Source organism: Marinobacterium iners, from assembly GCF_017310015.1.
GTDB lineage: Bacteria > Pseudomonadota > Gammaproteobacteria > Pseudomonadales > Balneatricaceae > Marinobacterium > Marinobacterium iners.
Genome location: NZ_CP022297.1, coordinates 866,591 through 891,952, shown reverse-complemented (window position 1 = coordinate 891,952; position 25,362 = coordinate 866,591). Strand labels below are relative to the sequence as shown.

At 53.0% G+C, this 25,362-nt stretch carries 27 protein-coding genes, 2 pseudogenes and 1 CRISPR repeat array; of the genes and pseudogenes, 7 read left to right on the top strand and 22 right to left on the bottom strand.

What is annotated here, in order from left to right; all coding sequences use genetic code 11:
• Positions 1-216: 216 nt before the first annotated feature.
• From tnpC to tnpA, 3 genes are all read right to left on the bottom strand, one after another.
• Entirely contained in the window at positions 217-1,773 is a 1,557-nt protein-coding gene (tnpC, locus tag CFI10_RS04350; RefSeq protein ID WP_206841919.1) for an IS66 family transposase, read from the bottom strand.
• A 92-nt stretch (positions 1,774-1,865) separates the two neighbouring features.
• Positions 1,866-2,201, bottom strand: a complete 336-nt coding sequence (gene tnpB / locus CFI10_RS04345) for an IS66 family insertion sequence element accessory protein TnpB (protein WP_206836653.1) — start codon at positions 2,199-2,201, stop codon at positions 1,866-1,868.
• On the bottom strand, positions 2,198-2,557 hold the full coding sequence (gene tnpA, locus CFI10_RS04340; RefSeq protein ID WP_206835530.1) for an IS66-like element accessory protein TnpA: 360 nt from the start codon (positions 2,555-2,557) through the stop codon (positions 2,198-2,200). The genes tnpB and tnpA overlap by 4 nt, the downstream gene beginning before the upstream one ends.
• A gap of 60 nt (positions 2,558-2,617) precedes the next feature.
• On the opposite strand from tnpA, the gene CFI10_RS04335 reads away from it, so the two are divergent.
• Positions 2,618-3,070 (top strand): hypothetical protein, encoded by a 453-nt coding sequence (locus CFI10_RS04335; protein WP_206839860.1) that lies wholly within the window; start codon positions 2,618-2,620, stop codon positions 3,068-3,070.
• 174 nt (positions 3,071-3,244) lie between these two features.
• Here CFI10_RS04335 and CFI10_RS04330 read toward each other — a convergent pair whose 3' ends face one another.
• Complete coding sequence (locus tag CFI10_RS04330) at positions 3,245-4,549, bottom strand: IS1380 family transposase (RefSeq protein ID WP_206834329.1); 1,305 nt, start codon at positions 4,547-4,549, stop codon at positions 3,245-3,247.
• Between the two features lie 150 nt (positions 4,550-4,699).
• Between CFI10_RS04330 and CFI10_RS04325 the strand changes: the two are divergent.
• Positions 4,700-5,227 (top strand): annotated as a pseudogene (locus tag CFI10_RS04325) (RNA-directed DNA polymerase); the annotation flags it as partial.
• A gap of 1,642 nt (positions 5,228-6,869) precedes the next feature.
• On the opposite strand, the gene CFI10_RS04320 reads toward CFI10_RS04325, so the two are convergent.
• From CFI10_RS04320 to CFI10_RS04300, 5 genes are all read right to left on the bottom strand, one after another.
• Complete coding sequence (locus CFI10_RS04320; protein ID WP_206839858.1) at positions 6,870-7,904, bottom strand: IS630 family transposase; 1,035 nt, start codon at positions 7,902-7,904, stop codon at positions 6,870-6,872.
• Between the two features lie 12 nt (positions 7,905-7,916).
• On the bottom strand, positions 7,917-8,315 hold the full coding sequence (locus CFI10_RS04315; RefSeq protein ID WP_206839856.1) for a phospholipase D-like domain-containing protein: 399 nt from the start codon (positions 8,313-8,315) through the stop codon (positions 7,917-7,919).
• Between the two features lie 287 nt (positions 8,316-8,602).
• On the bottom strand, positions 8,603-9,610 hold the full coding sequence (locus tag CFI10_RS04310) for a helix-turn-helix transcriptional regulator (protein ID WP_206839854.1): 1,008 nt from the start codon (positions 9,608-9,610) through the stop codon (positions 8,603-8,605).
• 84 nt (positions 9,611-9,694) lie between these two features.
• Complete coding sequence (locus tag CFI10_RS04305; RefSeq protein WP_206839851.1) at positions 9,695-11,791, bottom strand: AAA family ATPase; 2,097 nt, start codon at positions 11,789-11,791, stop codon at positions 9,695-9,697.
• A 146-nt stretch (positions 11,792-11,937) separates the two neighbouring features.
• Positions 11,938-12,495, bottom strand: a complete 558-nt coding sequence (locus tag CFI10_RS04300) for a YqiA/YcfP family alpha/beta fold hydrolase (RefSeq protein WP_206839841.1) — start codon at positions 12,493-12,495, stop codon at positions 11,938-11,940.
• Between the two features lie 216 nt (positions 12,496-12,711).
• Between CFI10_RS04300 and CFI10_RS04295 the strand changes: the two genes are divergently transcribed.
• Entirely contained in the window at positions 12,712-13,224 is a 513-nt protein-coding gene (locus CFI10_RS04295) for a hypothetical protein (protein ID WP_206839838.1), read from the top strand.
• 155 nt (positions 13,225-13,379) lie between these two features.
• On the opposite strand, the gene CFI10_RS04290 is transcribed toward CFI10_RS04295, so the two are convergent.
• From CFI10_RS04290 to CFI10_RS04275, 4 genes are read right to left on the bottom strand one after another with little or no spacing between them, the layout of a single operon-like run.
• Positions 13,380-14,309, bottom strand: a complete 930-nt coding sequence (locus CFI10_RS04290; protein ID WP_206839836.1) for a metallophosphoesterase — start codon at positions 14,307-14,309, stop codon at positions 13,380-13,382.
• A gap of 34 nt (positions 14,310-14,343) precedes the next feature.
• Positions 14,344-14,625, bottom strand: coding sequence for a hypothetical protein (locus CFI10_RS04285; protein WP_206839833.1), 282 nt, complete (start codon positions 14,623-14,625; stop codon positions 14,344-14,346).
• Between the two features lie 56 nt (positions 14,626-14,681).
• Entirely contained in the window at positions 14,682-15,530 is an 849-nt protein-coding gene (locus tag CFI10_RS04280; protein ID WP_206839831.1) for an SIR2 family NAD-dependent protein deacylase, read from the bottom strand.
• Complete coding sequence (locus CFI10_RS04275; RefSeq protein ID WP_206839829.1) at positions 15,527-15,934, bottom strand: hypothetical protein; 408 nt, start codon at positions 15,932-15,934, stop codon at positions 15,527-15,529. The genes CFI10_RS04280 and CFI10_RS04275 overlap by 4 nt, the downstream gene beginning before the upstream one ends.
• Before the next feature lie 208 nt (positions 15,935-16,142).
• Here CFI10_RS04275 and CFI10_RS19135 point away from each other — a divergent pair.
• Together CFI10_RS19135 and CFI10_RS19130 are read left to right on the top strand one after the other, a co-directional pair.
• Positions 16,143-16,619 (top strand): annotated as a pseudogene (locus CFI10_RS19135) (5'-nucleotidase); the annotation flags it as partial.
• A 31-nt stretch (positions 16,620-16,650) separates the two neighbouring features.
• Positions 16,651-17,067 carry a 5'-nucleotidase gene (locus tag CFI10_RS19130; protein WP_242530103.1) on the top strand — a complete coding sequence of 139 codons (417 nt, stop codon included), beginning with the start codon at positions 16,651-16,653 and terminating at the stop codon, positions 17,065-17,067.
• A 54-nt stretch (positions 17,068-17,121) separates the two neighbouring features.
• Here CFI10_RS19130 and CFI10_RS04265 read toward each other — a convergent pair whose 3' ends face one another.
• Complete coding sequence (locus CFI10_RS04265; RefSeq protein WP_242530102.1) at positions 17,122-17,367, bottom strand: TIGR02450 family Trp-rich protein; 246 nt, start codon at positions 17,365-17,367, stop codon at positions 17,122-17,124.
• Between the two features lie 260 nt (positions 17,368-17,627).
• Here CFI10_RS04265 and CFI10_RS04260 point away from each other — a divergent pair, with 260 nt between their 5' ends.
• Positions 17,628-17,879: a TIGR03643 family protein gene (locus CFI10_RS04260; RefSeq protein WP_206839827.1), complete on the top strand. Its 252-nt coding sequence runs from the start codon at positions 17,628-17,630 to the stop codon at positions 17,877-17,879.
• 35 nt (positions 17,880-17,914) lie between these two features.
• Here the strand turns inward: CFI10_RS04260 and CFI10_RS04255 are convergent, their stop codons facing one another.
• The 7 genes from CFI10_RS04255 to CFI10_RS04225 form a co-directional block, all read right to left on the bottom strand.
• Positions 17,915-18,223, bottom strand: coding sequence for a hypothetical protein (locus tag CFI10_RS04255; protein WP_206839825.1), 309 nt, complete (start codon positions 18,221-18,223; stop codon positions 17,915-17,917).
• 25 nt (positions 18,224-18,248) lie between these two features.
• Positions 18,249-18,857: a DUF4326 domain-containing protein gene (locus CFI10_RS04250; RefSeq protein ID WP_206839822.1), complete on the bottom strand. Its 609-nt coding sequence runs from the start codon at positions 18,855-18,857 to the stop codon at positions 18,249-18,251.
• Positions 18,857-19,297 carry a DUF488 domain-containing protein gene (locus CFI10_RS04245; RefSeq protein WP_206839821.1) on the bottom strand — a complete coding sequence of 147 codons (441 nt, stop codon included), beginning with the start codon at positions 19,295-19,297 and terminating at the stop codon, positions 18,857-18,859. The genes CFI10_RS04250 and CFI10_RS04245 overlap by 1 nt, the downstream gene beginning before the upstream one ends.
• Positions 19,294-20,031, bottom strand: coding sequence for a dual OB domain-containing protein (locus tag CFI10_RS04240; RefSeq protein WP_206839819.1), 738 nt, complete (start codon positions 20,029-20,031; stop codon positions 19,294-19,296). Before CFI10_RS04240 ends, CFI10_RS04245 begins: the two co-directional genes overlap by 4 nt.
• A 164-nt stretch (positions 20,032-20,195) precedes the next feature.
• The gene (locus CFI10_RS04235; protein ID WP_206839816.1) at positions 20,196-20,867 is read right to left on the bottom strand and encodes a hypothetical protein; all 672 of its coding nucleotides are present in this window, start codon (positions 20,865-20,867) and stop codon (positions 20,196-20,198) included.
• 219 nt (positions 20,868-21,086) lie between these two features.
• Entirely contained in the window at positions 21,087-22,079 is a 993-nt protein-coding gene (locus CFI10_RS04230) for a virulence RhuM family protein/type II toxin-antitoxin system death-on-curing family toxin (protein WP_206839814.1), read from the bottom strand.
• Positions 22,066-22,227, bottom strand: coding sequence for a hypothetical protein (locus CFI10_RS04225; protein WP_206839799.1), 162 nt, complete (start codon positions 22,225-22,227; stop codon positions 22,066-22,068). Before CFI10_RS04225 ends, CFI10_RS04230 begins: the two co-directional genes overlap by 14 nt.
• Before the next feature lie 378 nt (positions 22,228-22,605).
• Between CFI10_RS04225 and CFI10_RS04220 the strand changes: the two genes are divergently transcribed.
• On the top strand, positions 22,606-23,691 hold the full coding sequence (locus CFI10_RS04220) for an IS5 family transposase (protein ID WP_206839794.1): 1,086 nt from the start codon (positions 22,606-22,608) through the stop codon (positions 23,689-23,691).
• Between the two features lie 131 nt (positions 23,692-23,822).
• A CRISPR array of direct repeats spans positions 23,823-24,635; the repeat unit is 37 nt; unit sequence GTCTTAATCCCCTCCGGTGTCGGGGTAGCTCTCGGAC.
• A gap of 194 nt (positions 24,636-24,829) precedes the next feature.
• Here CFI10_RS04220 and ssb read toward each other — a convergent pair.
• Positions 24,830-25,336 (bottom strand): single-stranded DNA-binding protein, encoded by a 507-nt coding sequence (ssb, locus tag CFI10_RS04215; protein ID WP_206839792.1) that lies wholly within the window; start codon positions 25,334-25,336, stop codon positions 24,830-24,832.
• Between the last annotated feature and the right edge of the window lie 26 nt (positions 25,337-25,362).

Below are 25,362 nucleotides of genomic sequence, written 5' to 3'. Positions count from 1 at the left end.
CGCACGACCAACTGGTATGCCGATAATTTTGAACTCGACATCTCCTCCATCGACCTTCCAAACCGCTGCGAAGAGTGGGCTGGGGAAATCGGAAGCCAAATCCACTTCAAAGATTTGGAACTGGTTCCAGCCCCCAAGCTCCACCAACCTGGTTGGGAATTCATCCCACCAGATGATCCCCCAGGAATAGCGTATCCGTCCGGTGATCACACCTTGTCAGGCGTCATCTACCGGTTTCCAGTTGTGAGGCAACAACTCATGGATCGCACTGGTTTTCTGCGTAGGCAGCCGGGCCAGCACATCTTTCAGATACGCATAGGGTTCATGTCCGTTAAGCTTCGCTGACTGGATCAGGCTCATGATGGTGGCCGCACGGCGACCACTGCGTAACGAGCCCGCGAACAACCAGTTCTTGCGACCCAGAGCCCAGGGACGGATCAGGTTTTCCACACGGTTGTTATCGATGGGGACGGCACCATCCTGCAAGTACCGCGTCAGCGCGACCCAGCGTTTCAGGCTGTAGTCCAACGCTTTGGCCGTGGCTGAGCCATCCAGTACTTTTAGACGCTGAGTCTGCATCCATGCATGCAGCGCTTCGGCGATGGGTTTGGCCCGTGTCTGTCGTAGCTGATAACGTGCCTCCGCTGTCATCTCCCGGCCATCCTGCTCGATGCCATACAGCTGGCCGATGTACTCAACCGCCTGAGCCGCGATCTGGCTTTTGCCCGTCACCTCCAGCTCAACGAACTTGCGACGAGCATGGGCCATACAGCCGATCTCGGTGACGCCTGTGCCGAAGCTGGCCTTGTAGCCGCTGTAGTCATCGCAGACCAGCTGGCCCTGCCAGGGCCCGAGAACATCCCGCGCATGCTGGCCACCGCGTCCCGGTGTGAAGTCATAGATCACGCCCTGCAGACGCGAGAACGCAGTACTGGCATAGGCCCAGATGTAGGCCTTGTGTGTTTTCTTCTTGCCCGGTGTGAGCATGGGGACAGGCGTTTCATCCGCGTGTAAGACCGGCTCCTGCAGCAAGGTATCCCGCAGTGCATCCACCAGCGGTTGCAACTGCACACCGCAGACACCGATCCACTCCGCCAGCGTTGAGCGTGGCAGCGCAACGCCCGCACGGGTAAAGATCTGTTCCTGCCGGTACAGGGGCAGGTGATCGGCATATTTGGCGATCAGCACCTGAGCCAGCAGCCCCGTGGTCGGGATCCCCTTGTCGAGCACATGAGGTGGCATGGGAGCTTGTATCAATGTCTCGCAGGTGTTGCAGACCCATTTGCCCCGGATGTGGCGCTCGACCGTGAACACGCCGGGCGTATAGTCGAGCTTCTCGCTGACCTCCTCGCCGATGCGGGTCAACTGGCAACCACAGTGGCAGGCCGTGTGGTCCGGCTCATGATGGATCTCGGTACGCGGCAGTTCCGGTGGCAACGGCGAGCGCTTGGGCTGACGCTTTTCGGAAGGCGTGGTTGCCGGGGCTTTCAGCCGTTCAAGCTCGGTCTCGATCGCCGCGATGTCTGCATCGACGACCTCGTCCAGCAGGCTGATCTGCAGCACGTTGAGGTGTTCACTGCGTTGGCCGTATTTGTGCCGCCGCAACAAGGCGACCTCATGCGTCAGCTGTCCGATTTTCAGATCACGCTGTTGGATACCCTGATCACGTTCCTGTATCGCCTGTTCCTGCTGTTCAACACGGCTGATCAGCTGCTCGGCCAACTGACGGAGCTGTTCGGGTGTGAGCTGGGTGAGGTCGGGTGTCGTGGTCATGCGGGACAGTATGCCCACATTAAATGGTCATGGGGATGCCCGGATCGGCTAATGGCTCATCGGGCGAGTCTGTGTTCGACTCGGCACCGCTCTCAGACGACGGTGATGACACCTGCGTCACCCATACGCTGCCAGGGCAGGCCTTGTACCAGCGCCTGCAGTTGCTCGGGTGTTAAGGCGATACGGTCGCCGCGCCATGTCTCGGTCCAACTGAAGCGGCCCTGATGCAGTCGGCGCGAACAGAGCCAGATACCCAGGCCATCATGGATCAGCACCTTCATGCGGTTACCGCGCTTGTTGGCAAACAGATAAGCCGCATGCGGTCGCGCCTCGCCGAACACCTTAACCACCCGTGCCAGCGCCGTATCAGGCCCCGCCCGCATGTCCATGGGCTCGGTGGCCAACCAGATCTCATCGATGCGGATCATGACAACAGGTCGCGCAACAGGGCAAGGCACGGCTGGGCTTGATCAACTGGCCACTCAACCACGACTGTTCCCGAAGGTCTTGTACACTCGATGCGAATAACAGAGTGATCGATCTGAGCTGGCCGATGTGGTGCAGGGAGTTGAACGGGGACGAAGGCTGGCATCGGGAGCGGTGTATTGGCGCGTTCGGCTTCTCGCATCCAGCGCCGTACCATGTTGGCGTTAAGGCCATTATCCAGTGCAATCCGTGAAACGGATACGTTCGGCTGGCGGCATTGCGCCACGATCTCGGCCTTGAACACGGGTGAAAAATGACGGCGTTTGCGTGGGCCTTGGGGTGCGCTTGATGGGGTCATTGATAGTGTCCACTTAAAAATAAGTGGACACTATCGGATGGTCAGCCTGTTGAGCTCAAGATGGGTTCACCGGACGGATACGGAATAGCTGAGTTCAAACTGATTTGGCAGCCAAGCAAAGAACTAGATGCGACGGTCACTGGATCTGATAAAAAACAAGAAGATAAGGACAACAACTTTCTTAGGCTAAGACCGCTCGCTCACATTGGCATCCGTGAACAGTCCATCATGACACTGGTTATGATGTGCCTTACGAACGAGGTTGAGACGAAACAGGGCGACCCTTCCACAGACTACAAAGAAGTTCATGAAAAAGGCGTAGTAAGTTACGGGAACCGTCTCTATTGTCGCTATGAAGATGACAAAGCCGAACACAGTTATGGCGCGACCACGACCTACAGCAAGTACTTTACAGACTACCGTAAGTTTCTGGAGCGCCCCTATCACTTTCCTGAATCAGTGACTTCACCCGCTGTTGCAGCACCCAGCACTGAAGACGACCTCGCTCTTTAACACAGCTCGATCTTATCTAACGTGTACCGGGTTAATCTACGCCACTGCAGCATCGATCATGCTTCTCACCGCAGTATTTCGTCTCGATTCTGTCTGCAGGCCAAGGCATACCCTGCCATGCATGGCGCTCGGGCGTGTGGCTATTTTGAATGGCTGTAAATCCGACAGTCCGGATCAGGCCAGCCCGTAGACGCGACTGAATGCCCCGAAACCGGGACAATGTCGTCCGAAGCGCAGGTGGAGACGACGACCGCTGCTGACTAAGCGACAGGCCATATACATCAGTTCCTGAATCACGGTTTTCAGCCGCCGACGCTTGGCCGGATGACGCACCGGTGCATCCGGCCCCAATAGCGCGTTCTGTCCCATCCAACGCAGTATGTTGTAGCCCAGTACGGCAAAGGCTATGACCAGGTCGTTGGTATCGAACTTCCCTGACGGCAAACGTTCGAGATCCAGATCAGTCTTGAACTCACTGTGGAACTGTTCGCTGGTGGCGTGATCCTGGTAGAGCGCAATGACCTTGGCGTTATCTGCTGCGTCCGATGTGAGTGAAGTCGTCCAGCCCTCCAGGCTGACCTCCGGCTCCAAAAACAGCTGTCCTGAACTGTCACTCTGGCGCACCGTCACCTTGACGATCAGGCGGTCGTCCGTGCCATCCAGCGGTTCGCTTACCAGCGTTTCCATTTTGCCCGGTCGGGTATGGCACCAAAGTGCGCCGGCCGCATGAGCCTTGTCGACCCAGGCCAGTCCATCTTGTGAGCGGGGGTTCCACTTAATCAGGTAGTCTGCCCCGTGCGCACGGAAGTACCCCCGGTTCTCGGCGGCATCATGGGCGCTGTCAAGACGTACCAGTAGCGGTGCATCGGTCAGCTCTCGGACTCGAGGCAGCACCCGGTCGAGGGTGTGAATAAACTCTTTATTGGCATGTTGGTTACCCGGTCGCAGCTCACAGCCCAGACACCAGCCCTCCGTGCCCAGGTAGGCCGCGATGGGGGCATAACCGTCATGCCCCTTGTAGGTATAGGCCACGCCCTCTTTTTTACTGTTGCTGTTGTCCATGGGAAACACGTCCATATCCAGTGGCACGTGCCCGGTGGTGAGTGTGCCGATAGGCACCGAAGCGTTACACAGAAACTCGACGCTGGCCTCATCCAATAACGGGATCAGTGCGCGGGCATCTTCATCAAAGCGCTGACGCAGCCGGGCCGATGAAGGTGATTGCTTGATGCCCATGGCCGCTTTGAAGAAGGGATCATGGCGTGCGTGCTCGACCGCTTCGAAGTCGCTCTTGCCAAGGCAAATCAACCCCAGGTAGGTACGGATGAGGTCGATGTTGGCGATGCCATGGCGCTTGACGATGGAGCGCGAGGTCTTAGCCAGAGAGGTCATCCTGTTCACGCTGTGCCCAACCAGCGCCAGACCACCGTGGGGTGTGATAATCTCGGTTTTTGACTGTTCAAGCTTGAAGGTACGCATAGTCAGATATCACTGCCTGGGTGAATCGAGAATGGCGTCCATATTACCGCCGCAGGCCGCGTGGTTACAGTGTTGTAGAGGTGTGAGTGGGGTTGTAAGTCACGGAATCAGGACTTTGCCAGAAAAGAACTTCAGGAAAAGTCAGAAGAACAAGAGGTCTACCTGCTGGAAATCGATTTAAGCCAGTTTTTCGACTGTGTAGACAGAGAGAAACTGATCAAAAAAATCGAGGCGATAGCCCGCAACCAAGGCCCTTTAGAAAAACCCGACGAAGCGACTATAAACAACGTCCTGAACGCATTCAAAAACTGGCAGTGGTCAACCTCAGCCGAAAAAGCCTTCACCGCAGTTTGTTCCGACACGGCCCGGCTGGGGCTCCCGCAAGGACTTGTGGCATCCGGTTTTTTTGCCAACATCTACATGGCTGAGTTTGATGACTTCATGAAAAACTTAATCGGTCAGCCGATTGAGGACGACAGCGACATCAAGCTTGCTGACTACTGCCGTTATGTTGACGATATGCGGCTGGTGTTGGTTGGGCCCACCAGAAACACATTGCTCAATAAAGCAGCTGACACTCGCCAGGGTACTGGCCATCTAGAGGTTATCAAGTCAAAACTACTCAAAAAAGTCACCCCAGAACTAAAAAAATTAAATCTGGATGTTCAACCAAAGAAGACCAAAATAGAAGCCTTTAGAGGGAAATCAATTGGCATCTCCAGCACACTGGAAGATATCCAAACGAATGTTTCGGGCCCAGTTTCCTATGAAGATGCAGAGATTCATTTGGGCCAACTTGAGTCGTTATTGGTCTTATCCGATACCAGTTCAATGGCTCAATCGAGAGGGTCCGGTTACTTCAACCGGCTTGCCACTATCGAAAAAGATATGTTCGACGTTCGTGAAGACACATTGAAAAGATTCGCCGCCAACAAGATTTCCAGGCTTCTTAATAACATTCGCCACTTCACCTCGCGCGAGACCGATGAAAATGGCCAACCCATACCGGGAAATTGGGATTACCTTCAAGAACGCTTAGCCCGACGCTTCATAGCTTGCTGGAGTCGAGATCCCGCCTTAGTGCTGTTACTCAAAAAGGGTTTGGAGTTATTTCCAAGTACCCGTTTACTCGAACCGGTACTGGAGCAACTCGATTATCTAATTTCCCTACCACATGCCAACTGGCACGGCATCCCGTCAGACCTGGCCATTCGGCAAGCAGCTATTGGGAAATACTGCCTTGCAGATATTTTTCGACACGCTGCAACCGTTATTCATCGAAAAGATAGGCAGGCTATCCCGGCTCACGCGAATGTCGATGCTTTCTTCGAATCACTGCAAAACACTGCAGTGAAGACTATTAATGAGTCGATATATACAACCAACGGAGATAGCTATTCTGCGTCCACACCATCGGAGCTTGAAGATGAGCCGCGCCCCGGTGGTTTCAACTTTTTGGCCACTCAAGCTCGATTCCTCTTACTGGTGCGATTGGACACTGTGCTAGAAAGCAGCTCCGGTTGCTGGTTTCATGATTTCATTTTCAAGCTTGCAAAGGGATTCCGGAATATCACCCTTCCTGAAGATGCAGCCGCAAGAGACTTGGCCGCTGGGATTCTGATTGCCCGACAGTTGATCGATGATCCCAAGCCACTTCACCGTGCAGCAGCATGCCTGCTTGAGAAGTATCAGGAGACTTGGAAGGTACTGGAACTGATTGCGGTTCAAGAATCAGCATTACTTCGGGCTCTGGTGCTTCACGCACGAGCGCTACAGTACAGTTGGCCAACAACTCCAGAAGTTGATGCTGTAGTGAAAAAACTTTATATCGACAGCAGGCCTTCCGCAAAACCACTGCCAGAAATCAAAACGTTTACTCCGCTATATAAGCTTATCGCCCGCACCGACAATCCCTTTGGCAACGAAATTATGGCTTTAAAGCTTATGCTAGCGCTACTCAAAGACACAGCAAAGTTTTCCGAGGCAGAGAGTGACCATGTTATCGACCTGTCAAAAACCGAAGTAGAATTTGATGCCTTTTGTACTCCACCAGCATACCAAGCATTTAGTTCAGACGTATTTGTTAGATTGAAATTTCAGGCCTCCCTCGGAGCAGCAGCAAGCCACCTTCATTCCAAGCATGACGATACATTTATCCTTCAACGCGTTGCCCTTTGTCTTCGCGCCGTTTTACAAGGGTCAGCAGACCCCACGGGATTTGGGCAAAACCTTCTGCCAAGGACGGGGTACCGTGGCTTAAAGACAACTCAATTCAAACGACAGATTGGGTTGCTATTAACCAGGCGGCAATTTAGGTCTGTTATGCGGCATAGGCGATATGCTCAGCATCAAAGTATTTTTTCACTCGTTCAGGACGCCGTTGAAGCGTCAGCATGCATGATCGCGTGCGTTTCTTCAGATCGTCGACAGAGCGAGCAGCAGGCCCACTATGCACCATGCCTTTCAGGTCACAGTTGAGGTATTCATCTGGATTCAACTCCGGGGAGTAGGCTGGCAGGAAGAATACTTCCAGATAGCGTTTGACTGTCTTGCGCTCCAGCCAGCGTTTCACGACCTTGGCGTGGTGTACCCGCAAGTTATCCAGGATCAGAAAGACCTTGCCGGGCGTCGATTCGATCAGCGCGCGCAGAAATTTCTTCAGGACCTTGGCGGTCATGGTCGACTCATAGAGCATGAATCGTACAGTGCCTTGGTTGGTGATCGCCGAGATCATGTTGAGCGATATACGCTTGGCCGGCAAAGGTTGCACCGGTGTTTGTCCCTTTGGTGCATAGCTCCGACCGTGCTGGGTATTGTTTTTGATACCCGTCTCGTCACCCCAGAAAATCTGGGCATTCTCTGCTTTGGCACGGGCCTGAATCTGCGGGTATTCCTCCTTCAGCCAAGCGTCAACGCGGGACGGGTTCTGCTCCCACGCTTTCTTCAATGGCTTCTGAGGCGTGAAGCCCCAGCGCTTGAGGTAATCGCCCATCGTGCGGACCGGGATATCAATGCCCCAGAACTGCTTGATCAACTGAGTAATCGCGCGCCGTGTCCACAGCGCAAAGCCAAGCTTGTGCTGGTCGGGCATCTGGTCACGAATCGCCTCGATGACACGTTGTTCCTGTTGTTCGGTCAACCGTCGAGGCTTGTTTTTAGGGCCGCGTTTCTGGACAGCGATAGCGTCGGCACCACCCGCTTGATAGCGCTTGTACCAGCGCCCGACGGTGTCAGGGTGAACGTCAAGAAGCTGACCGATCTGGCGGAAGGTTTTGCCCTTCTCGCGGAGTCGAATCGCCTTCTGCCTGAGAAGTTCTTGTTGCTCCGTGCTGAGCTTGCGTGCGTCTGTATTCATGCAGGCATTATATCAGATGTAAATTGCCACCGGGTTAATAGTTAGTTGCTCGTAAAGCCATTCCGGATCATGAAACTGACTACCATGCGGAAGATCGGTAGCATCGCCGGTTTCGTTCTTTAATAAATCCAAATCCCTCTCATACAGAAAGTGATTTGTCGCAATCGACATAGAGCCGCCATTCGCCACAAATTGAGCGAATCCATAAGCTAACACTTGGATTGCCGAAGAACTAAAGTATCCAAGCTTTAGATAAACCTCGCGTGAGCTAGGAAGCACACTCAGAAAGAATTCTATGGGGAGTGGACCATCATCTGAACTGTACTCTCCATCGAGCGGCAATTCTAATTCGGTGAAACCGGCCATACCAAAGCTAACTCCATTATCTAGTAGTCCGACCTGATTTGACATTTTCCGGCTTATCAGGACAGTGTCAGGCCATTCTCAGTTTACGAGCTTTTCCTTAAAATCTACTGCCCGTCACTACACTCGTCCATCGATGCTTAGCCGTCGAAATTTGCTTAATTATTTTGTTGTTTATCATACCACCCTAGGTATTGGTGCATATCCTACTGTAGTAGTTCAATGATAGAGCTTAAGTTTCTTGTGAGTAGTTGTGGCTGACACGGCACCATGAACTCTACACGGTAAAGATATATGTCCACCCTACCGGCTCTGACTGCACCACACGAATCATATCAAACTTTTATGCCCAGCAACTCCCGCGCCTGCCGATGTATCGCCTCCCGCCAGCTCACAGGCTCGATCACATCAATCGCCGAGCCAAAGCCCTGTATCCACCACTGAGTTTGCTGGTCGTTCGGCACTTCGGACTCCAGCTGGCACCAGCCTTTATCGTCCGGTTCAACAGTTAGCGTCTGCACATCACTCAACGGCGTTTCTGACAACAGTCTGGCGACTTCAGGCCGGATTCGTGCCTTCAGTTGCACGAACTGCTCATCCAGCGGGTAACCAAAGGCGCCGGTTGAGATGTACTGGTCGACGCTAAAATCCGACTTGGATCGGTACGGCTGTTCACTAACTTTAATACTGACGATGCGATGTAGGGCAAACTGGCGCACATCGTCATAGTCGTTCACGGTGGCCAGCAGGTAGGACACGCTGTGGCGCGCGACAATGCCCAGCGGGTGTAGCGTAAAGGTTTTGTGTTCGTCCTTGGAGCGGCTGCGGTATTCCACATCCAGCGCGTAGTGGTTGAGCAGCGCATCGGTCACCAGTTGCCAGACATCGTGTTGAATCGGCGCCGGGATCAGTGCCTTGCCGTTGGGAATGGCTTTGACGTACTCGCTCCAGTGCGCCAGCCTGTTGCCGTTGAGGCCATCTAGGTACTTGCGGGCGTTTTCAAACTGCCCGGCCAGCTGGTCGATGGCGATCTGCGGCAGCAGGCCATGCAGGTATTCTTCGGCCAGCACCAGCGTAAGCGCAGTGGCGGTGTCCAGTGCCGGCAGGTTGCTTTTGAAGGATGCATCAAAAGACCAGCGGAACGGTCGGTGGGTACCATCACGCAGTAGCGGGAAATGCGCTGACAGCTTTTCCAGATCGCGCTGCATGGTGCGCAGCTCTACATTGAATCCGCGCTCCTCCAGCAACGTATGCAGCGTCGTGGTGGCACGGTAGTGCGGCGCCCGCGGAATGAGTTGCAGCAGAGCCAGGTGACGAAACAATGTGTCTTGGCGGCTACTCATACCACCTCCTTGTGATGCTGTGTTTCTGATAGCCGACATAGTACCAAATCCTTGATTACATGGAAGTTTCATTTCATTCGCCTTTCAGCTTATAAAGCCAATGGGGCGACCCTCCCCCTGATGACGGGTCTTGATGGCATGCTCCTGCTCCAGCCCAACCATCAGTTCTTCGGGTGTCAGCGGCTCGGCCAGCACCTTGGCGCGGCGCTCAACGGTGGCGAAGTCGCCGGGGGTCAGCTGAGACAGGCGTTTCAACCGAGTCTCGTACCCTGCTACATTGACTGCAGCGAAGGGTTGAGACTGGTGCATCCCCAGCAGGCGGTTAAAAAACGACCAGGACTGGTCAAAGTCCAGGTAGTTAAACCGAATTTTGAAGTCGAACCGGCGCAATGCGGCGCTGTCGAGGTGATCCATGAAGTTGGTCGACATGATCAGAATGCCGTTGAACTCTTCCATCTGTACCAATAGCTCGTTGACCTGGCTGACTTCCCACTGCTGCTGGGCTGCGCTGCGTGACCCCAGAAAGCTGTCGGCCTCGTCGATCATCAGGATGGCGTTTTTCTGTTTCGCTTCGGCAAAGGCGGCAGCCAGCTGCTGTTCGGTCTGACCCACAAAAGGGCCCAGCAGATCAGATGCCTTGCGCAGCAGCAACGGCTTTTCCAGTACAGATTCCAGATAACGCCCCAGCTCGCTTTTACCGGTGCCCGGCGGGCCATAGAGGCAGATGCGGGCCTGGCCACTGCGTTTGAGTCCTGAGACCAGTCGCTCGAGCGGAAAATCCGTGTTTGACAGCGCCGGGTTGAACGCGGATGAGGACGGGCGACGCTCCTTGTGCTCCCACTGGTATCCCAGCGCTTGATACAGGCTGCTCAGCAACTGTTCCATTGTTTGCTCCACACGTTCGGGTTTGCGCAGGCGTAACTGGCGCACCACTTTGGCAGCACGGGTCAGGTGGGCCGGTTGTAATCCCTGCTTCTTGGCCAGCGTGCGCATCCACTCTTCGCGGACATTGAGGCCCTGCAGCGTGCGCTGGACCATGACAAAGCGGGTCTCTTCGTTCAGCTCCGGCATGCAGATCAGCATATCGAAGCGGCGCAGGTAGGCTTTGTCCATGCTGTTGATGTCGTTGCTGATCCAGAACACCGGGCGCGGATTCTGCTCCAGCATGTTGTTGATCCAGGCTTTTTGGCCGTTCTGCTCACGGTAGGTGAATACGTCTTCGATTTCATCGAACAGGATCACCGACTGGGGGCTGGCCCTGAGAATCTGCTGGCTGATCAGGTAGGCGGAGAAACGCTCGTCACCACTCATGGGCTCGCCGTCATGGCGGGCATACTTGACCTCAAACAGCTCCAGCGAGAGTTCATCACCAAGGGTGCGAACCAGTTCGGTCTTGCCGGTGCCCGGTGCGCCGTAGATCAGGATATTGGTTCCCACCGCTCCCGAACGTACGGCGGCCTTCAGGTAGCGTTTGAGCTGTGAATACTGGCTATCGATATGGATGAAGTCGTCCGGCTGCAGCTCGGGTCTGGCACCCAGCTGAGTAAAGTGACGCAGAAGTGACTCGGGGCCCTGCTGCTCATACATCAATACATTGTCAATGCCGTTCAGCAACTCCAGGTCGTCACCACGTCCTTTGGGGTTCAGCAGGCGGCATCGCACCAGTACGCTGTCATTCGATAACGCCTTGGCAATCAAATGGCGCGGCAGCTGCAGGGCGATGCTCATTAGCGAGATCAGCTGCTGAGTAGGCGGCAGACCGTAGTTGGTTGAGAACAGCTTGAGGGTGTCATCTACCCCTTCAACCTGCTCCTTGATGCTCAGGAAGCCTAGGACTGTTTTCTCTGCCGGTGTCAGACCCAGAGACTGCCCCAATTTGGACAGGTTGCGATCCAGAAGGTCTTGCTGAGGGTGTTTCTGCTCCAGTTCGGACAGACGTGTCTTGAGCAGCTGCAGCCCTTCTTTCAGGGTGATCTCTTCGTCATACTGGGACTCAAGCCCGATTAGACGGAGGATGTCAGCGTCATTGAACCCTTCCTTGTTGATGAAGAAACGGTAGCCCTTGCCGTTCACCAACAAACGCAGTACCCAGAGTGCAGCCCGAGTTTGATAGGTCTCGCTGGTTGCCAGCGGCACTGCATTGCGGCGTGAGCGTTTACGCAAAAAAGCGGGGATTCCCATGAGTGACTCCTGTACATCTGATCGATGGGAACAGAGTACGGGAGCCATGCGTCAGAATGGGTCGCTTTTTTGAAAGGGCCTGCCCAACCGCCTGTATTACAACAATATTGAAGGCGCCATCATCTACGACATCGTAATGATGGTCATCACCCTGGAGATTGGATAACCCGCTCAATGTGTTGAATCAGCAACGGTATATCCTCGACACGGTGCCCCCAATTCACATCATGCCATTCGATCCCCTGCTGGCGGAAAAACTGCCGTTGTGCGTCCGGGTTAATCACGTCATCCCGGGTGCCGACAATTGCCCTAAGTTGCGCACGGCTGTTCCTTGAAGATTTTACTGCCTCAAAGGCATCCAGCATGGGCTGATCAAACAGGATTGGCTGATTGGTCACATAGTCCATGGCGGGTGTCCGGAGGTAATGCCGTAACAGCGTTGCCGGATCGAAGCAGGCGTTCACGACCAGCGTATTGAGGCCGTAGCGTTCATTGAGTTTCAGCGCGTAGTAGCCGCCCATGGAGGTCCCCACAAGGATGTCAGGCTGTTCGGCTTCTACCTGCGCAGCCAGTTGCTGAAGGCTTTCTGTAAAGTGTTGCGGTTTGTAATCAGGCGCTACCACCTCCAGCCCTGCTGCTTTCAGCCCTTGGACGGTAGAGGACTGGCCGGACGAACCCAGTCCATGCAGGTATAGAATTTTCATATGTAACCTCATTGAATGGGATATAAATCAGTATTCGGATCTTGGTGGCCCCTCAGCTTTGAGAAACACACCTTACTCCTGCAGGGCGTCATATCTTGTCGCCCTCGGCATGATCCGATTCGGACAGAATAGCCAGCAAAATAATCAAAACAGACGACCATATATGTCGCGCCAAAACGATAGACTAATACCGTGATTTTGACTGGAAGCACAAACATGATTGGACTGCAGAAAGGGCCAAAGTACTGGGTCGAAAAAAACGCGATGCGGTTTGTTTACCCGCCTGATCTACAACAGATGGATGATGGCTATTTACGCATAACCTTTTCTGGCCTCAACCCAAACCTGGTACTGTACATCAGCGAGAAAGGCAATGCCAACGCATTATTATATCTGTCTGCTGGATCCCCTGACATAAGTTCAGAGAAGGAGATAATGGACCTCGTTTATGACGATATCATCTCCATTCACATGGATACAGATGGCAGATTCTATTGTGATTTATGCCCTGAGCCAGAATATTACTCCACCCCGGATGAACTCTGGATGAGGCATACGCTTGACGATATTATTGAATGGGTCAATAGCTTCAGACAGGATGAGTGCTATTTGTTCTTCGTGACTGAAGGAGCTGTTGGGGCCGACCGCATCAAAAAATCAAATGCTAAGAACAAAGAATGGTATGCATGCGTTCCTATCGTTATGGATAATTATAATTTATCAGAATAACCCTCTTTCTGAAGATAGGAAACCACCTTTTCATCGGGGGCATCCGAAAAATAAACAAAGGATGCAATAACCAATACCAGTGCTGAAAAAAATTTCAGCGCAGCAAAAGCCCTACTATTTTTTATAACTTGCATTTTCTGAACCCCTTGACGATTTTATGCAGTCACCGAAAACCATTCGATATGCTTTACACTGCCATTCCAGCGCGCCGCAACCAACTGGCCCTGTTTGGCGATGCTGTAATCCAAACAGAAGGCACGCTGATCACGAATGTTCGCGGGGTCAAAGTCACGCTGCCAGTAGTGACCGAAAAAGGCGGGCTTGCGGTCCTGGTATTCAAACTCATTCGCCTGCCGGTACTGTGCTGACAAGTCGTGTACATCATGCAATTCCGGCTTGATCGCCAGTGACGCGGCCGGCCCCTTGTGCAGCTGCCACCAGCAAATGCGCGCCTCGCTCCGCAGGGTGCCATCCTTGTCTGCAAAGCTGGCGCCCGGCGGTAGGGGCACTTCAGGTCCCTTCAGCAGGCATTCAACAGCGGCATACAGAGGATCACTTTTGACGGCATAGTGCTGATAGAACTGGTCGTTATGCAGGCGGTTGTTGTCATCCACCCAGGGGGCAAGCGCCTCCATACTAGGGTCATGCCAGCAGGCGTGGATGGCCCGCAGCTCATCCAGCTCCAGCCAAAGCGGCAGCTGTTTGAAGAAATCGATGGCATCTTCATGAAGCGCAGAGCCGAACGGGAAGGCTTCAAGAAATGCACTGTGCTGTTTTGTGTTTTTCTCGATATGCGGGCGCACATAGCCACCACTCTCGCTCGAAGTGGCGTAGCAGATGGCATTGAATTCGTGATTGCCCATCAGCACGATGGCATCACCGGACTCCATCATGGCTCGGGCGATCTCAACCACCCGCTGCTGCTGCGGCCCTCGGTCGATCAGATCGCCGATCATGATCAGGGTACGATCGGGGTGTGCATACCCCTTTCCTTTGGGACGATACCCCATCTGCTTGAGCAACTGCTCCAGTTCATGGGCGTGTCCGTGAATGTCACCGACCAGGTCATACAGCGCTGAACCCATGTGCAACTCCTTGTTTTGCATGGATGGCAATTTTCTATTCATAGGAAAAGTTGAAGTTTACAAAGCAATAGTCACCGCTGTCGCGGCTAAATGTAAACTGGCTGGCTGCCTCCGGCAGTCCGCTGGCAATGGCAAGATCCCGCAGCTGGTCATCGTTTAGACCGGTAACATCCTCAGCGAGGAAAATCAGGCTCATTGCGCTAATCCCATCCCATACCCAGACCTGCACCCGAGCGGGGCGTCCTTCAACTTCAATGGACTGATTGGCGATGATACGGGTATCGGGGTCAATGGGAAGATTGGCAAACGGATCCATGGGCAACTCCTTGTCGTCTGATTCAAACTGGATGATGACATGGCCAGGCGACAGATTTAGTCGCCTATCAGAATGTTGAGCGCTTGCAGGGAATGTAATGCGCCGGATTTGATGCCCACCCAAGGACAGTAGACCTCTTGCGGTTTCGGTTTTTCAGGGTTGATCTGAATAACAGCCAGCGCATTTCGTGATAGTGCCCAAGTCTCATCCTCAACCACAGTTACGGTATCACCAGCACCGATTTCAAGAACGACATAGGGGCTGTTATCCACACCGAGCTGTTGCTTGAAATGCTCCCATCGCGCCAATGCCGGAGCCTGAAGCCTGTGATCAAAACTGCGGTCGCCGAACATGAGCACGTGTGGACGCATCAACGCACCGCAGGCACAGCGGGGAATCCGAGTCGGATCCTGGCGCTCCAACCGGTTCTGATGAATCGGGACAGGCCCCTGGCTGCGGAAGACGCAATCAGGCCGATCACAGTACATCCAACCAATCGTACCGTGGCATTCATACAGTTGGTTATCCGCAAAACCGGCTCGACGGAAGTAGCCATCCGTGTTCGAAGTAAGCACGAAGCTGTTACCCTCGCCCAGTCGATGACACCATTGCCGCAAGAGCTCATAGCCTTCATGTGGCTGATGGCATCGGTATTGAGCCAACCGGCTAAGGTAGAACGCCCAGACAGCTGCAGGATCCTGCTGGAACTGCTCGTAACCGGCTAATTGAAATGGCCGTTTCTCTGTATTGCGCCAGAAACCTTCTTCACCACGGAAGGTTGGCAACCCGGAATCAGCACTCACGCCGGCACCTGCGAGGATCACCAGCTGCCCTGCCCGTTTCAGATAATCCGCAGCCCGTTGCAAGTCATGGCCGAGAACGTCTGCACCATCGCTACCTCTCATGCGACTGGTGCTTCCACTTTGTAGAAACGGTAGACACCGGGCCGCTGTTCATACAGCTGGTATCCAAACTGGTTGGCAATTCTGACAGCAAAGCGCCGGTAAACCGAAGCCTTTGCCTTTTCATTGGCGCTGTAGACGAAAAAGTACGGCTGATATCGGGCAATGACGGAGGCGATGAAGCTGCGCACTTCGCTCAGTATTTTAAACACCTGCCCCGTCTGAACATGCTCGCTGATGAACCAGACGGTATCCGGTGGCTCATCTCCGAAAGCGCACTCAAAAGGTGTCTGGCTATACACCTTGCGCTGCGATTTGAGAGCATCAATATGCAGGGTGATGGACTGGCTGCTTTCCTGGAAGCTCAGTACGTAGTGAATTCCATCGATATTGAACTCTTTTCTCATCCCCAACTTCTATCCTCCGTCTACTCACAGCAACCTTAGTGCCCGTTCTGGTGATTCAAGATCATATCCAAGATAATCGCGGGCAACGATGGTGATTATTGCGCTTTTCAGTGAGTCATTCTGGGCCGCCTAAGCGTCATTCTGGGTCGCTTCAGTACAGGACAATACGATTTGGCGCCCGACAGTTCTGCTCATAAAGGAATACAGCATGGCTTACCCTATTGACGATAAACTGGTGATCGCAGTGGCTTCCAGTGCCTTGTTTGACCTGTCTGAATCGGACAGGATCTTTCGTACCCAGGGCGAAACCGCCTACCGCCAATATCAGGAGGAGCATCTGGATATGCCTCTGAAAACGGGCGTGGCGTTTCCGTTCGTTCGCCGATTCCTCAGCATCAACCAAAGCTTTCCTGCCCAGTCACCGGTTGAGGTGGTCCTGCTGTCACGCAACTCAGCCATAACCGGAAAGCGTGTATTTCGTTCGATCCACCACTACGGCTTGGATATTACCCGCGCGGCCTTCCTGGAAGGCAAGTCACCCTATGCCTACATCCCGGCGTTCAATGCGTCGTTGTTTCTGTCGGGGAATGAATCTGATGTGCAGCAGGCGATCGACTACGGGCACCCGGCCGGTACCGTGCTACCCAGCCAGGTGGTTGATGATCAGGATGATTGCGAGTTGCGCATCGCCTTCGACTTTGACGGTGTCATCGCTGATGATGCATCGGAGCGTGTATGCAAAAACGGACTCGCTGGAAGCCTTTCAGGCACACGAAAGCTCCAACGCTCACATTCCACACAGTCCTGGTCCGCTTGCCGATCTGTTTCGCAAAATTTCAGCGCTTCAAAAACTGGAGGACCGTGCCGTTGCCGACAATGCCGATTACCGGCGCCAGCTGCGTACTGCCATCGTTACCGCACGCAATGCGCCGTCACACGAGCGAGTACTGACCACGCTCGAACACTGGGGTGTTGAAGCCAATGAGGTGTTCTTTCTCGGTGGGATGCAGAAAGATCGAATCCTGCAGATTCTGAAACCCCATATGTTCTTCGATGACCAACGGTCTCACCTGGAGTCTGCGGCCGGCAACGTGCCGATGGTACATATACCGTTTGGGGTTGCGAACAGTTGAATGACTTGGCTCAAAGCGACTGAAGAAGGTTGAAATGATGCTGGATACCAGCGGTCAGGGTTTCCAGCCCTGCCACCACTCTTCAGAGTCGAGCAATACTTGCCAGCGAAGTGTTTGTGTCCGTTTTGAGAGCACGGCTTGCAAGTCAATCCACTCGATTGGCTCATCGGGATGCTCGGGCTGGACAACACGCGTCACAATGAAATGCTTTTCGCGATTGATAGGATTTACAGCCGTCCATTTACTCAGCAGCAGCTTGCGGGGGTTGATCCGGCGTGGATGGGCATTGAGCACAGGCACGATTTGTTTGTCCTCGGGGTCAAAGAAATGCTTACTCCGGATCTCTTACGGCATATTCAGCCAGTTGGTTTAATAGCACTTTAAGCAAAATATACCCTGCAGAATCCCCCAGCAGCTGCCGCCTTCCGATCAAAGCACTCATGGAATACGAATACTAAAATCAGCCCAATCATCACGACAGAGGGTAGATAAAGCAACATGCGATCGGATTCGTCAGGCCAGTCGTATACAAGCTAAACGCACCAGAAGAATACGCCCGCATGTTGCTGCCACCCGAAGATCACTCCCGTATTATCGAGATGGCATGGGAGGATCGAACCCCATTCGAAGCCATTGAGCACTGCTACAGACTGACGGAGTCTGATGTAATCCGCATCATGCAGCGCAGCCTCAAGCCAAGTAGTTTTAAGCTGTGGCGTAAGCGGGTAGCTGGGCGAAGGACCAAACATCTTCAGCTTCGATCAGCTGAGGTCCGTCGCGGATTCGCCCCCGGGCAATATAAACATCGATGAACGATCTGGTGGTTGCTGCTCAGTAGCTCGCCTGGCTAGCTTTTATCGAGCATGCAACCATGAAGCTGCCCAGCCTTCCCCTTCAAGGCAGCATGTACCCCATAGGCTTCTAATCCGCCGCTTGATTGGTTCAGCCTAAATCTACCATCCGGCTCTGAATGAGCCAGCTGCAGCAAAGGTATACCGTAGTCATCAGATTTGGATTCCCACTGGCCGTCAGACCAGCATTCGACCTGCAGCCCACTGTTCCAATTACGGTAACGCAGACAGCTTGTAACCGGCTCGGAAAAGTGAATGATCAGGTTGTTATGGTTATCCAGTGTCATTGCAACTTCAGCTTTCACTCCATGTCCTCTCTCAACCTTTGGCTCACTCACCATCATCGTAGCGATTCAAGAAGTCGGCCAGGACGTCACCGTGGCAGGGAGCAGGCTTGCAAAAGCAACCCAGTCTTTTGCCTGCCAATTCATGCACCCTTGTCGGGTCAATCTTGATGAACTTGTTGTACTCAAAGTCATACTGGTATTTACGAATGACTTCTTCTCGGCTCTCACCCTCTTCATGCATGGAGTGGGGGTTTCCCCAGTAAGACCCACGGCCAATATACTCATAGGCTGCAGTACTCTTCATACCCTCGAACTCAGGCTCACGTTTAAGATTAATCACCCGGGTTATCTTGATTTTGATCCAGCGCAGGGGAATACCAGCCTGCTTCAGGTCATTTCTGAGCTCGGCAAACTCCTCTCCATCATCAAACACCACCGCGTGGGTGACCTGGGCAGTTTCAAGACTGGAAACTTCCTGGAGTGCACCAACACGTTCATCTTCAGCGAAAAAGGCGGATATGAAGCCGTTGGGATCGCCCTGATGAATAACCTCGAAGCAGGTAAGCCGACTCAAAATCTGACTCACCTTGCGGTCAAACTTGCTCTGACAGGCAAAGATTTCTGGGTAAACAATCAATACACGCGCTGTCATTAGTACAAATGCTCCACTTTCAGGCCGGTTTCCCATCGATCGTTCAGGTACTCAACCACCAAACGCCGATGGCACTGGTGCGGTTTATGCTCGCTGCACAACAGGCAGCCACCGTCGAACAGCTTGCGGTCAAGTACCCTCTCCACTTGCCGCTGTGTCATCAGGTCGAGAAATCGTTTCTCATACTCAGCCCACGTCATCTCACCTTGCTTGTAGGCTTTGAGGATATCCTGAGTGGGCGCCAGCTCGGGCATATGCACATATTCTGCCTGACACAGCTCTTTCAGGAAGAAGCGCAGGTCATCCCGTTTGGCAAAACCGGCCAGCTGCGACACGTTGTTCAGCCGCACATCAATCAGGGTGTTGATATTAGCTGCGCGTAACAAGCTAAAAAACCGTTCCGCTTTTTTCTGGGTAAAACCAATTGTATACACGTTCATCCATAACTCCTGTTCAGATAGCCGGAATGATCCAATATGGCAGCAGCTAACACATAGTGATTGCCCATGAATTCTGGTGACAAGCTTAAGGTCACCCAGTAGCGATCCCGATTGCGCAGTTGCTTCTGATACTGCACGCCCGGCGCGGCAGGAAACTGGTTGCAGAACACCTTGGTAATGGCCGGATCCGTCACTTTGATACGGTTATAGGATTTTCCCGCATGCATGAACGAAGCAGATATGCGCTTGCGCAGACCATAGGGCATCTGTTCGACTTCAAGCGTGAAGGTGAGATTCTCAGGCTGAATCACCATCAGTGAGTGGCACTGCGCTACCGATGCAGCCGCTGCCGGTGAGATCTGGTCATCACGAACGGTACGGTCATCAGACCAGATTGAGACGTTTCGTTGAGCCAGACAGTTGATAACATCCAGCTGTGACAGGGTGGTCACTTTGCGAATGCGTGTATCCTGCAGCAGCCAGTTTTCAGGCTGACCCGGTATATACTCAGCCGGCACCGCATTGATCTCGATGATATCGAATACCGAGAAGCCCGTGCACAGGTGCTTATCCAGACAACCCTGATGCTGACCCTCTTCCGTGACTGTAACCGGACGAATCCAGGTATTGCTCAGGTATTTGCGCCCGTCATCACCCAATACCAGCTCGATACCACCAACGCAGTAACCACCTGTTTTGCATGACTTGGCCAATACCAGAATTTCTTTCTGCACCTGCTTTCTCCGCAACCCGAATCCAGATTGGATTTTAGGGATGCGAAGAGGGTGTCAGGGGGCTGGCAAGCTTGTGGGAATGGAGCGATTATTCTGTTAACACAAGCCTCATATACGTGAATGTAGGTAATGTAAATCAGAATTGATGTACAAGATCACATCATTTATCGGCCTTTATCGTGTAACGAACCGTCTGCACTGATCCACATTCCATCACACAAATACTCATCACCTCCGCTACCAGACGAAATGGCATTATAGACATCTACCATTTCATTCCGATTAAAGTGATCTTTCCTATCTGGAATAATACCGAAACGATCAGCTTTTTGTTCTTGCCAAGTCTTACCGTTACCTGCTTTCATTGATTCCTCAATAGGCAGATTATTAACAAGACGCGAAGCAATTTTCAAAATCAGATCATGTACGACCACATTACTTTTATAATAGTAATTTCTGACCATTTCACCACCATCGGTGAAAAGTCTTCCCTTGGAGTCAATCTTCGTATCTCTCACATAGTCGTATATTTTAAAATCAATACTCCTTTTACCAATCAAAAAATAAATAGTCTGGCATTCATTGCTTGCAATGAATGCATGTTGCCATGAGTTTGTTCTGGGAACATATGCCTCGAAGCCCATATTCAACAAACATTGGATAACATCATCACGCGTCAGCTGTTTGCTTTCACCACAATTATGAATCGCTTGTTTCGACACATCAAAAGGCATCCATTTACCAGGAGTAACTTCTGTCCACCGCATATTATCTGCGCCGCAAAAGTGGCAACTGAAAAGTGATTCGGATTCGCTTGAGTTAAGCCTGCTACTCATCTTAGCCTCCCAAATAAAAGGACATAACAGCAAGAAATGATTAAATGGTAGCTGTGTTTACTTATTTATAGAGGCTTGGCAAGCTTGTAAGGGTGCTGCTACTTGAGGCTAACTCTGTCAGCGGAATAAGTGGATAGAACCTCGTGTTAATCTCCTGATCCAATCAACCAATCGATACAGCGAGGACCCAGTTGATTTTCATCCATCAGTCAGTCGTGCCTACTTGAGCAGGATGAAGTGCTCAATCAGGCGAATGATCAACTCTTTCTGGTCTGGCAGGCTCTCGGCTACCAGTAAGGCCAGTGCTACCAGTGTGTTGTCATTGATTAGATGTTCCACCGGGCGTGCCAGCAAGTGCTGGTTCAGGCGCAAGTACCATAGAAACAGGAAGGATCCGCTGCGCTTGTTGCCGTCGGCCAATGGGTGGTTCTTGATCACGAAGTACAGCAGATGGGCAGCGCGGCTGGCCACGTTGGGGTAGAACAGTTCATCGCCAAAGCCCTGCTCGATGGTGGCCAGTGCCGATGCCAGCCCCTCACCACGCAGCTTGCCGAACAGCTCCGTGGCTTCGCCCTTGGCGATCAGCGTCTGCTTCAGCGCAGCAATGGCAGCCAGCACGTCATCCAATGCCAGCAGCTGCATGCTGTCCTGACGCACACCGACGTCACTGAGGCTCTGCTCATCGTAACCCTGTAGCAGACTCCATGAGCGGGCGTAATCGCTGATCACTTGTACAACGGCTTCGCCGGAAGGGGCGATCAGCTGCTGATTGCTGAGCGTGCGTGACAGGAGGGCCACCGCTTGTTCAAACTCGACGCCTCGTTCGGCCAATCGCTTCTGGTTCAGCGTGTAGCCCTGCACCAGATACTGTTTCAGCAGGTTGGTGGCCCATTTGCGGAACTGGACGCCACGCTGTGACTTGACGCGGTAGCCGACCGATATGATGACGTCGAGGTTGAAGTAGTCGACCTGATAGGATTTTCCGTCGGCGGCAGTATGTGCAAAATTTGCACATACTGAATCGCGCTCAAGCTCACCCTCGTTGAATACGTTGCGGATGTGCTTGGTGATAACTGAGCGCTCACGCCCGAAAAGCTCACACATCTGCGCCTGGCTGAGCCAGACGGTCTCCTGCTCCAGCGCGACTTCAAGCTGGGCTTGGCCGTCCTGTGAGGTGAACAGGTGAACCTGTTGCTGGTCAGACTGTGGCATTGGCAATGACCTGTGATTCGGCTTGAGTGGCCTCGGTGTTGGGCAGCGTCAGCTCGCCGGAGCGGAATTCTTCACTATCTTCGCTCGGCGCAGTGCGCATACCCGGATAGGGATATTTCTGACGCAGGATATCAGCATCCCACTCCACCTCAAACTCAGGTGCCAGTGGATCAAGGTCTTCCAGTATTCGATCGGACGAGGATCACCCCTATGTACGGTGGGTGCTGAGTGTCTCAATCCCCTCCGGTGTCGGGGTAGCTCTCGGACTCCGGAATGATTAACAACCCTACTTTTTTCTTCTAGTCTTAATCCCCTCCGGTGTCGGGGTAGCTCTCGGACACGAACGGGGACCACACCACCATAACCTGCCCGTCTTAATCCCCTCCGGTGTCGGGGTAGCTCTCGGACAGGCCATGAAGCTCAAGTCGAAGTAACCGCGGAGTCTTAACAGGCTGTTGATTTTCTACCCCATATAATGGGGCCTTGGTAGACTATCCGCATCAATAACCGACTGACACGACCCAATATGCGCGGCGAAGACATCATTCAGGAGTCATTGTTCACGACCGTCCATCTGGACACCTTCGTTCCCAGTGAACACCCATTACGACCGATTCGGCAACTGATCGATGAGGCCATGAAGCGGCTCAACTGGCTATTTGATCAGATCTACGCCGAAGGTGGCCGTCAGTCGATCCCACCTGAGCGTCTGATTCGTGCACAGCTGTTGCAAGTCCTGTTCTCGATTCGCAGTGAACGGCAGCTGGTAGAACAGATCAGCTACAATCTGCTGTACCGCTGGTTCGTTGGGCTGACCATTGATGACCCGGTATGGCACCACTCAAGTTTCAGCACCAACCGGGATCGACTGCTGGAGCATGATGTCGTTACTCATCTGTTTGAAGAGGTGGTCACTCTGGCACGGGAGCGCAGTCTGCTTTCAGACGAGCATTTCAGCGTCGATGGGACGCTGATCCAGGCCTGGGCATCACAGAAGAGCTTTCGCCGTAAGGACGGTACGGGCAATACAGATGACGATGGTCCTGCCGGACGCAATGCTGAACGCAACTTCAGGGGTGAGAAGCGCAGTAATGAGACCCACGCATCTACCACAGATCCAGAGGCTCGACTGGCCAAGAAGTCGCGGGGTAGTGAGTCACGCATGGCGTACATGGGGCACACGGTCATGGAAAATCGCAATGGCCTGATTGTGAAGGCGGCGGCCAGCCTCGCAACAGGTACGGCTGAACGCGATGTTGCAGCTGAACTGCTGGCCAGACTGCAGGGCAGTCATCGCAAAACGGTGGGGGCTGACAAAAACTACGATACCCAGGGCTTTGTTTCGGCTTGTCGAAAGATGAAGATAACGCCCCATGTGGCACGAAATGAAAACCGATCTGGGGGCTCCGCGATTGATGGACGTACCAGCCGCCATGCGGGTTACACAATCAGCATGCGTCAACGAAAGCGGGTAGAAGAACCCTTTGGCTGGGGCAAAACCATCGGACCCATCCGGCAAGTGATGATGCGCGGTCGGGAGAAGGTTCACAGCCTGTTCCAGTTCACGATGATGGGTTGGAACCTGGTCCGCATGCGCAATCTACAGGGATAGTCCGCTTTGAGGCCCGGAATGGCAGCTGAGCACCGAATATATAGCCCAAAATGGCTAAAAACACGATTCAGCGGCGCTAAAATTGATCAAAAAACAAACATGGCTGTTGAAGCCTGTCAGATTTTCAACAGCCTGTTAATCCCCTCCGGTGTCGGGGTAGCTCTCGGACGTCAACCGTTCTCGGTAACTGCGACCACCGAGGATGTCTTAATCCCCTCCGGTGTCGGGGTAGCTCTCGGACCAGAGTGGGAGACATTCACCGCTCGTCAAGAGCGTCTTAATCCCCTCCGGTGTCGGGGTAGCTCTCGGACAAATGAGAGTGCGGTACCCTTCGCTAACTCAAGGTCTTAATCCCCTCCGGTGTCGGGGTAGCTCTCGGACGACTACAAAGATTAACCATATCTTCCCGATATCCTGTCTTAATCCCCTCCGGTGTCGGGGTAGCTCTCGGACAATCAGCCGGCCTCAGTACCGCATAAGGACGGGTCTTAATCCCCTCCGGTGTCGGGGTAGCTCTCGGACCGTCTAAGGTCGCGCACAGCGTTATCCGTACTGGTCTTAATCCCCTCCGGTGTCGGGGTAGCTCTCGGACCACCATTGTCCTCAAACGCAGCGTTGCCGGTCTGGTCTTAATCCCCTCCGGTGTCGGGGTAGCTCTCGGACGTACTGCTATAGTCTTATCTTCACGCATTTTAGTCTTAATCCCCTCCGGTGTCGGGGTAGCTCTCGGACTGCTAAGCTTATGCTTAAGAAGGGTTATACGCCTGTCTTAATCCCCTCCGGTGTCGGGGTAGCTCTCGGACGGCAAACGGCACCGGCTACCTGAATGGGGCAGTGTCTTAATCCCCTCCGGTGTCGGGGTAGCTCTCGGACGGACGGCCGCGTATATAGAGTTGGGTCCTGTAATGTCTTAATCCCCTCCGGTGTCGGGGTAGCTCTCGGACTCTAATCAAATATTTTTAACAATCAAATCAAGCAGATAAGACCTGCTTTTTACTGATTGTTTTTTAACCAATAAGCTGGCTAATATTTGATCAGATGTAACCTTGAGCATTGTTTGCCTCCCAGTCCGAGAGCAGACTCAGATTGCCGTTAAATCCGTTCGATTTCAAGCCATTCCTTGGATCAACTTGCTGGATCAGAACGGTATATCGAAAGGGTCATCCATATCGACGTTATTTTTAACGGTAGATCCTGATGGCTTGAAGCTTTCTTCACCGAAGGGAATCGAGCCATATTCATCATCCCATGATGTGTCCTGACGATTACTGGTTGCATTTGACTGTTGCGCAGGTACTGTTACATCGCTGTTGCGATCCAGCATCTGCATCTCTTTAGCCACAATTTCTGTCATGTAACGCTGCTGACCATTATTGTCTGTCCAAGAGCGGGTTCTCAGATTTCCCTCAACATAGACCTGTCGTCCTTTGTTCAGATATTGCGCGCCAATGTCAGCCAAACGACCAAACATCACCACACGATGCCATTCAGTCCTTTCCTTGCGCTCACCAGTCTGGCGGTCCTTCCAGCTTTCATTTGTTGCCAGGCTGATGTTCACCAGCTTATCGCCACTTGGCAACTCCTTAATCTGGGGATCTTGCCCACAGTGGCCCATCAGGATTACTTTATTGACTCCACGTGCCATTTCTTTCTCCTTTTAATATGGTTGTT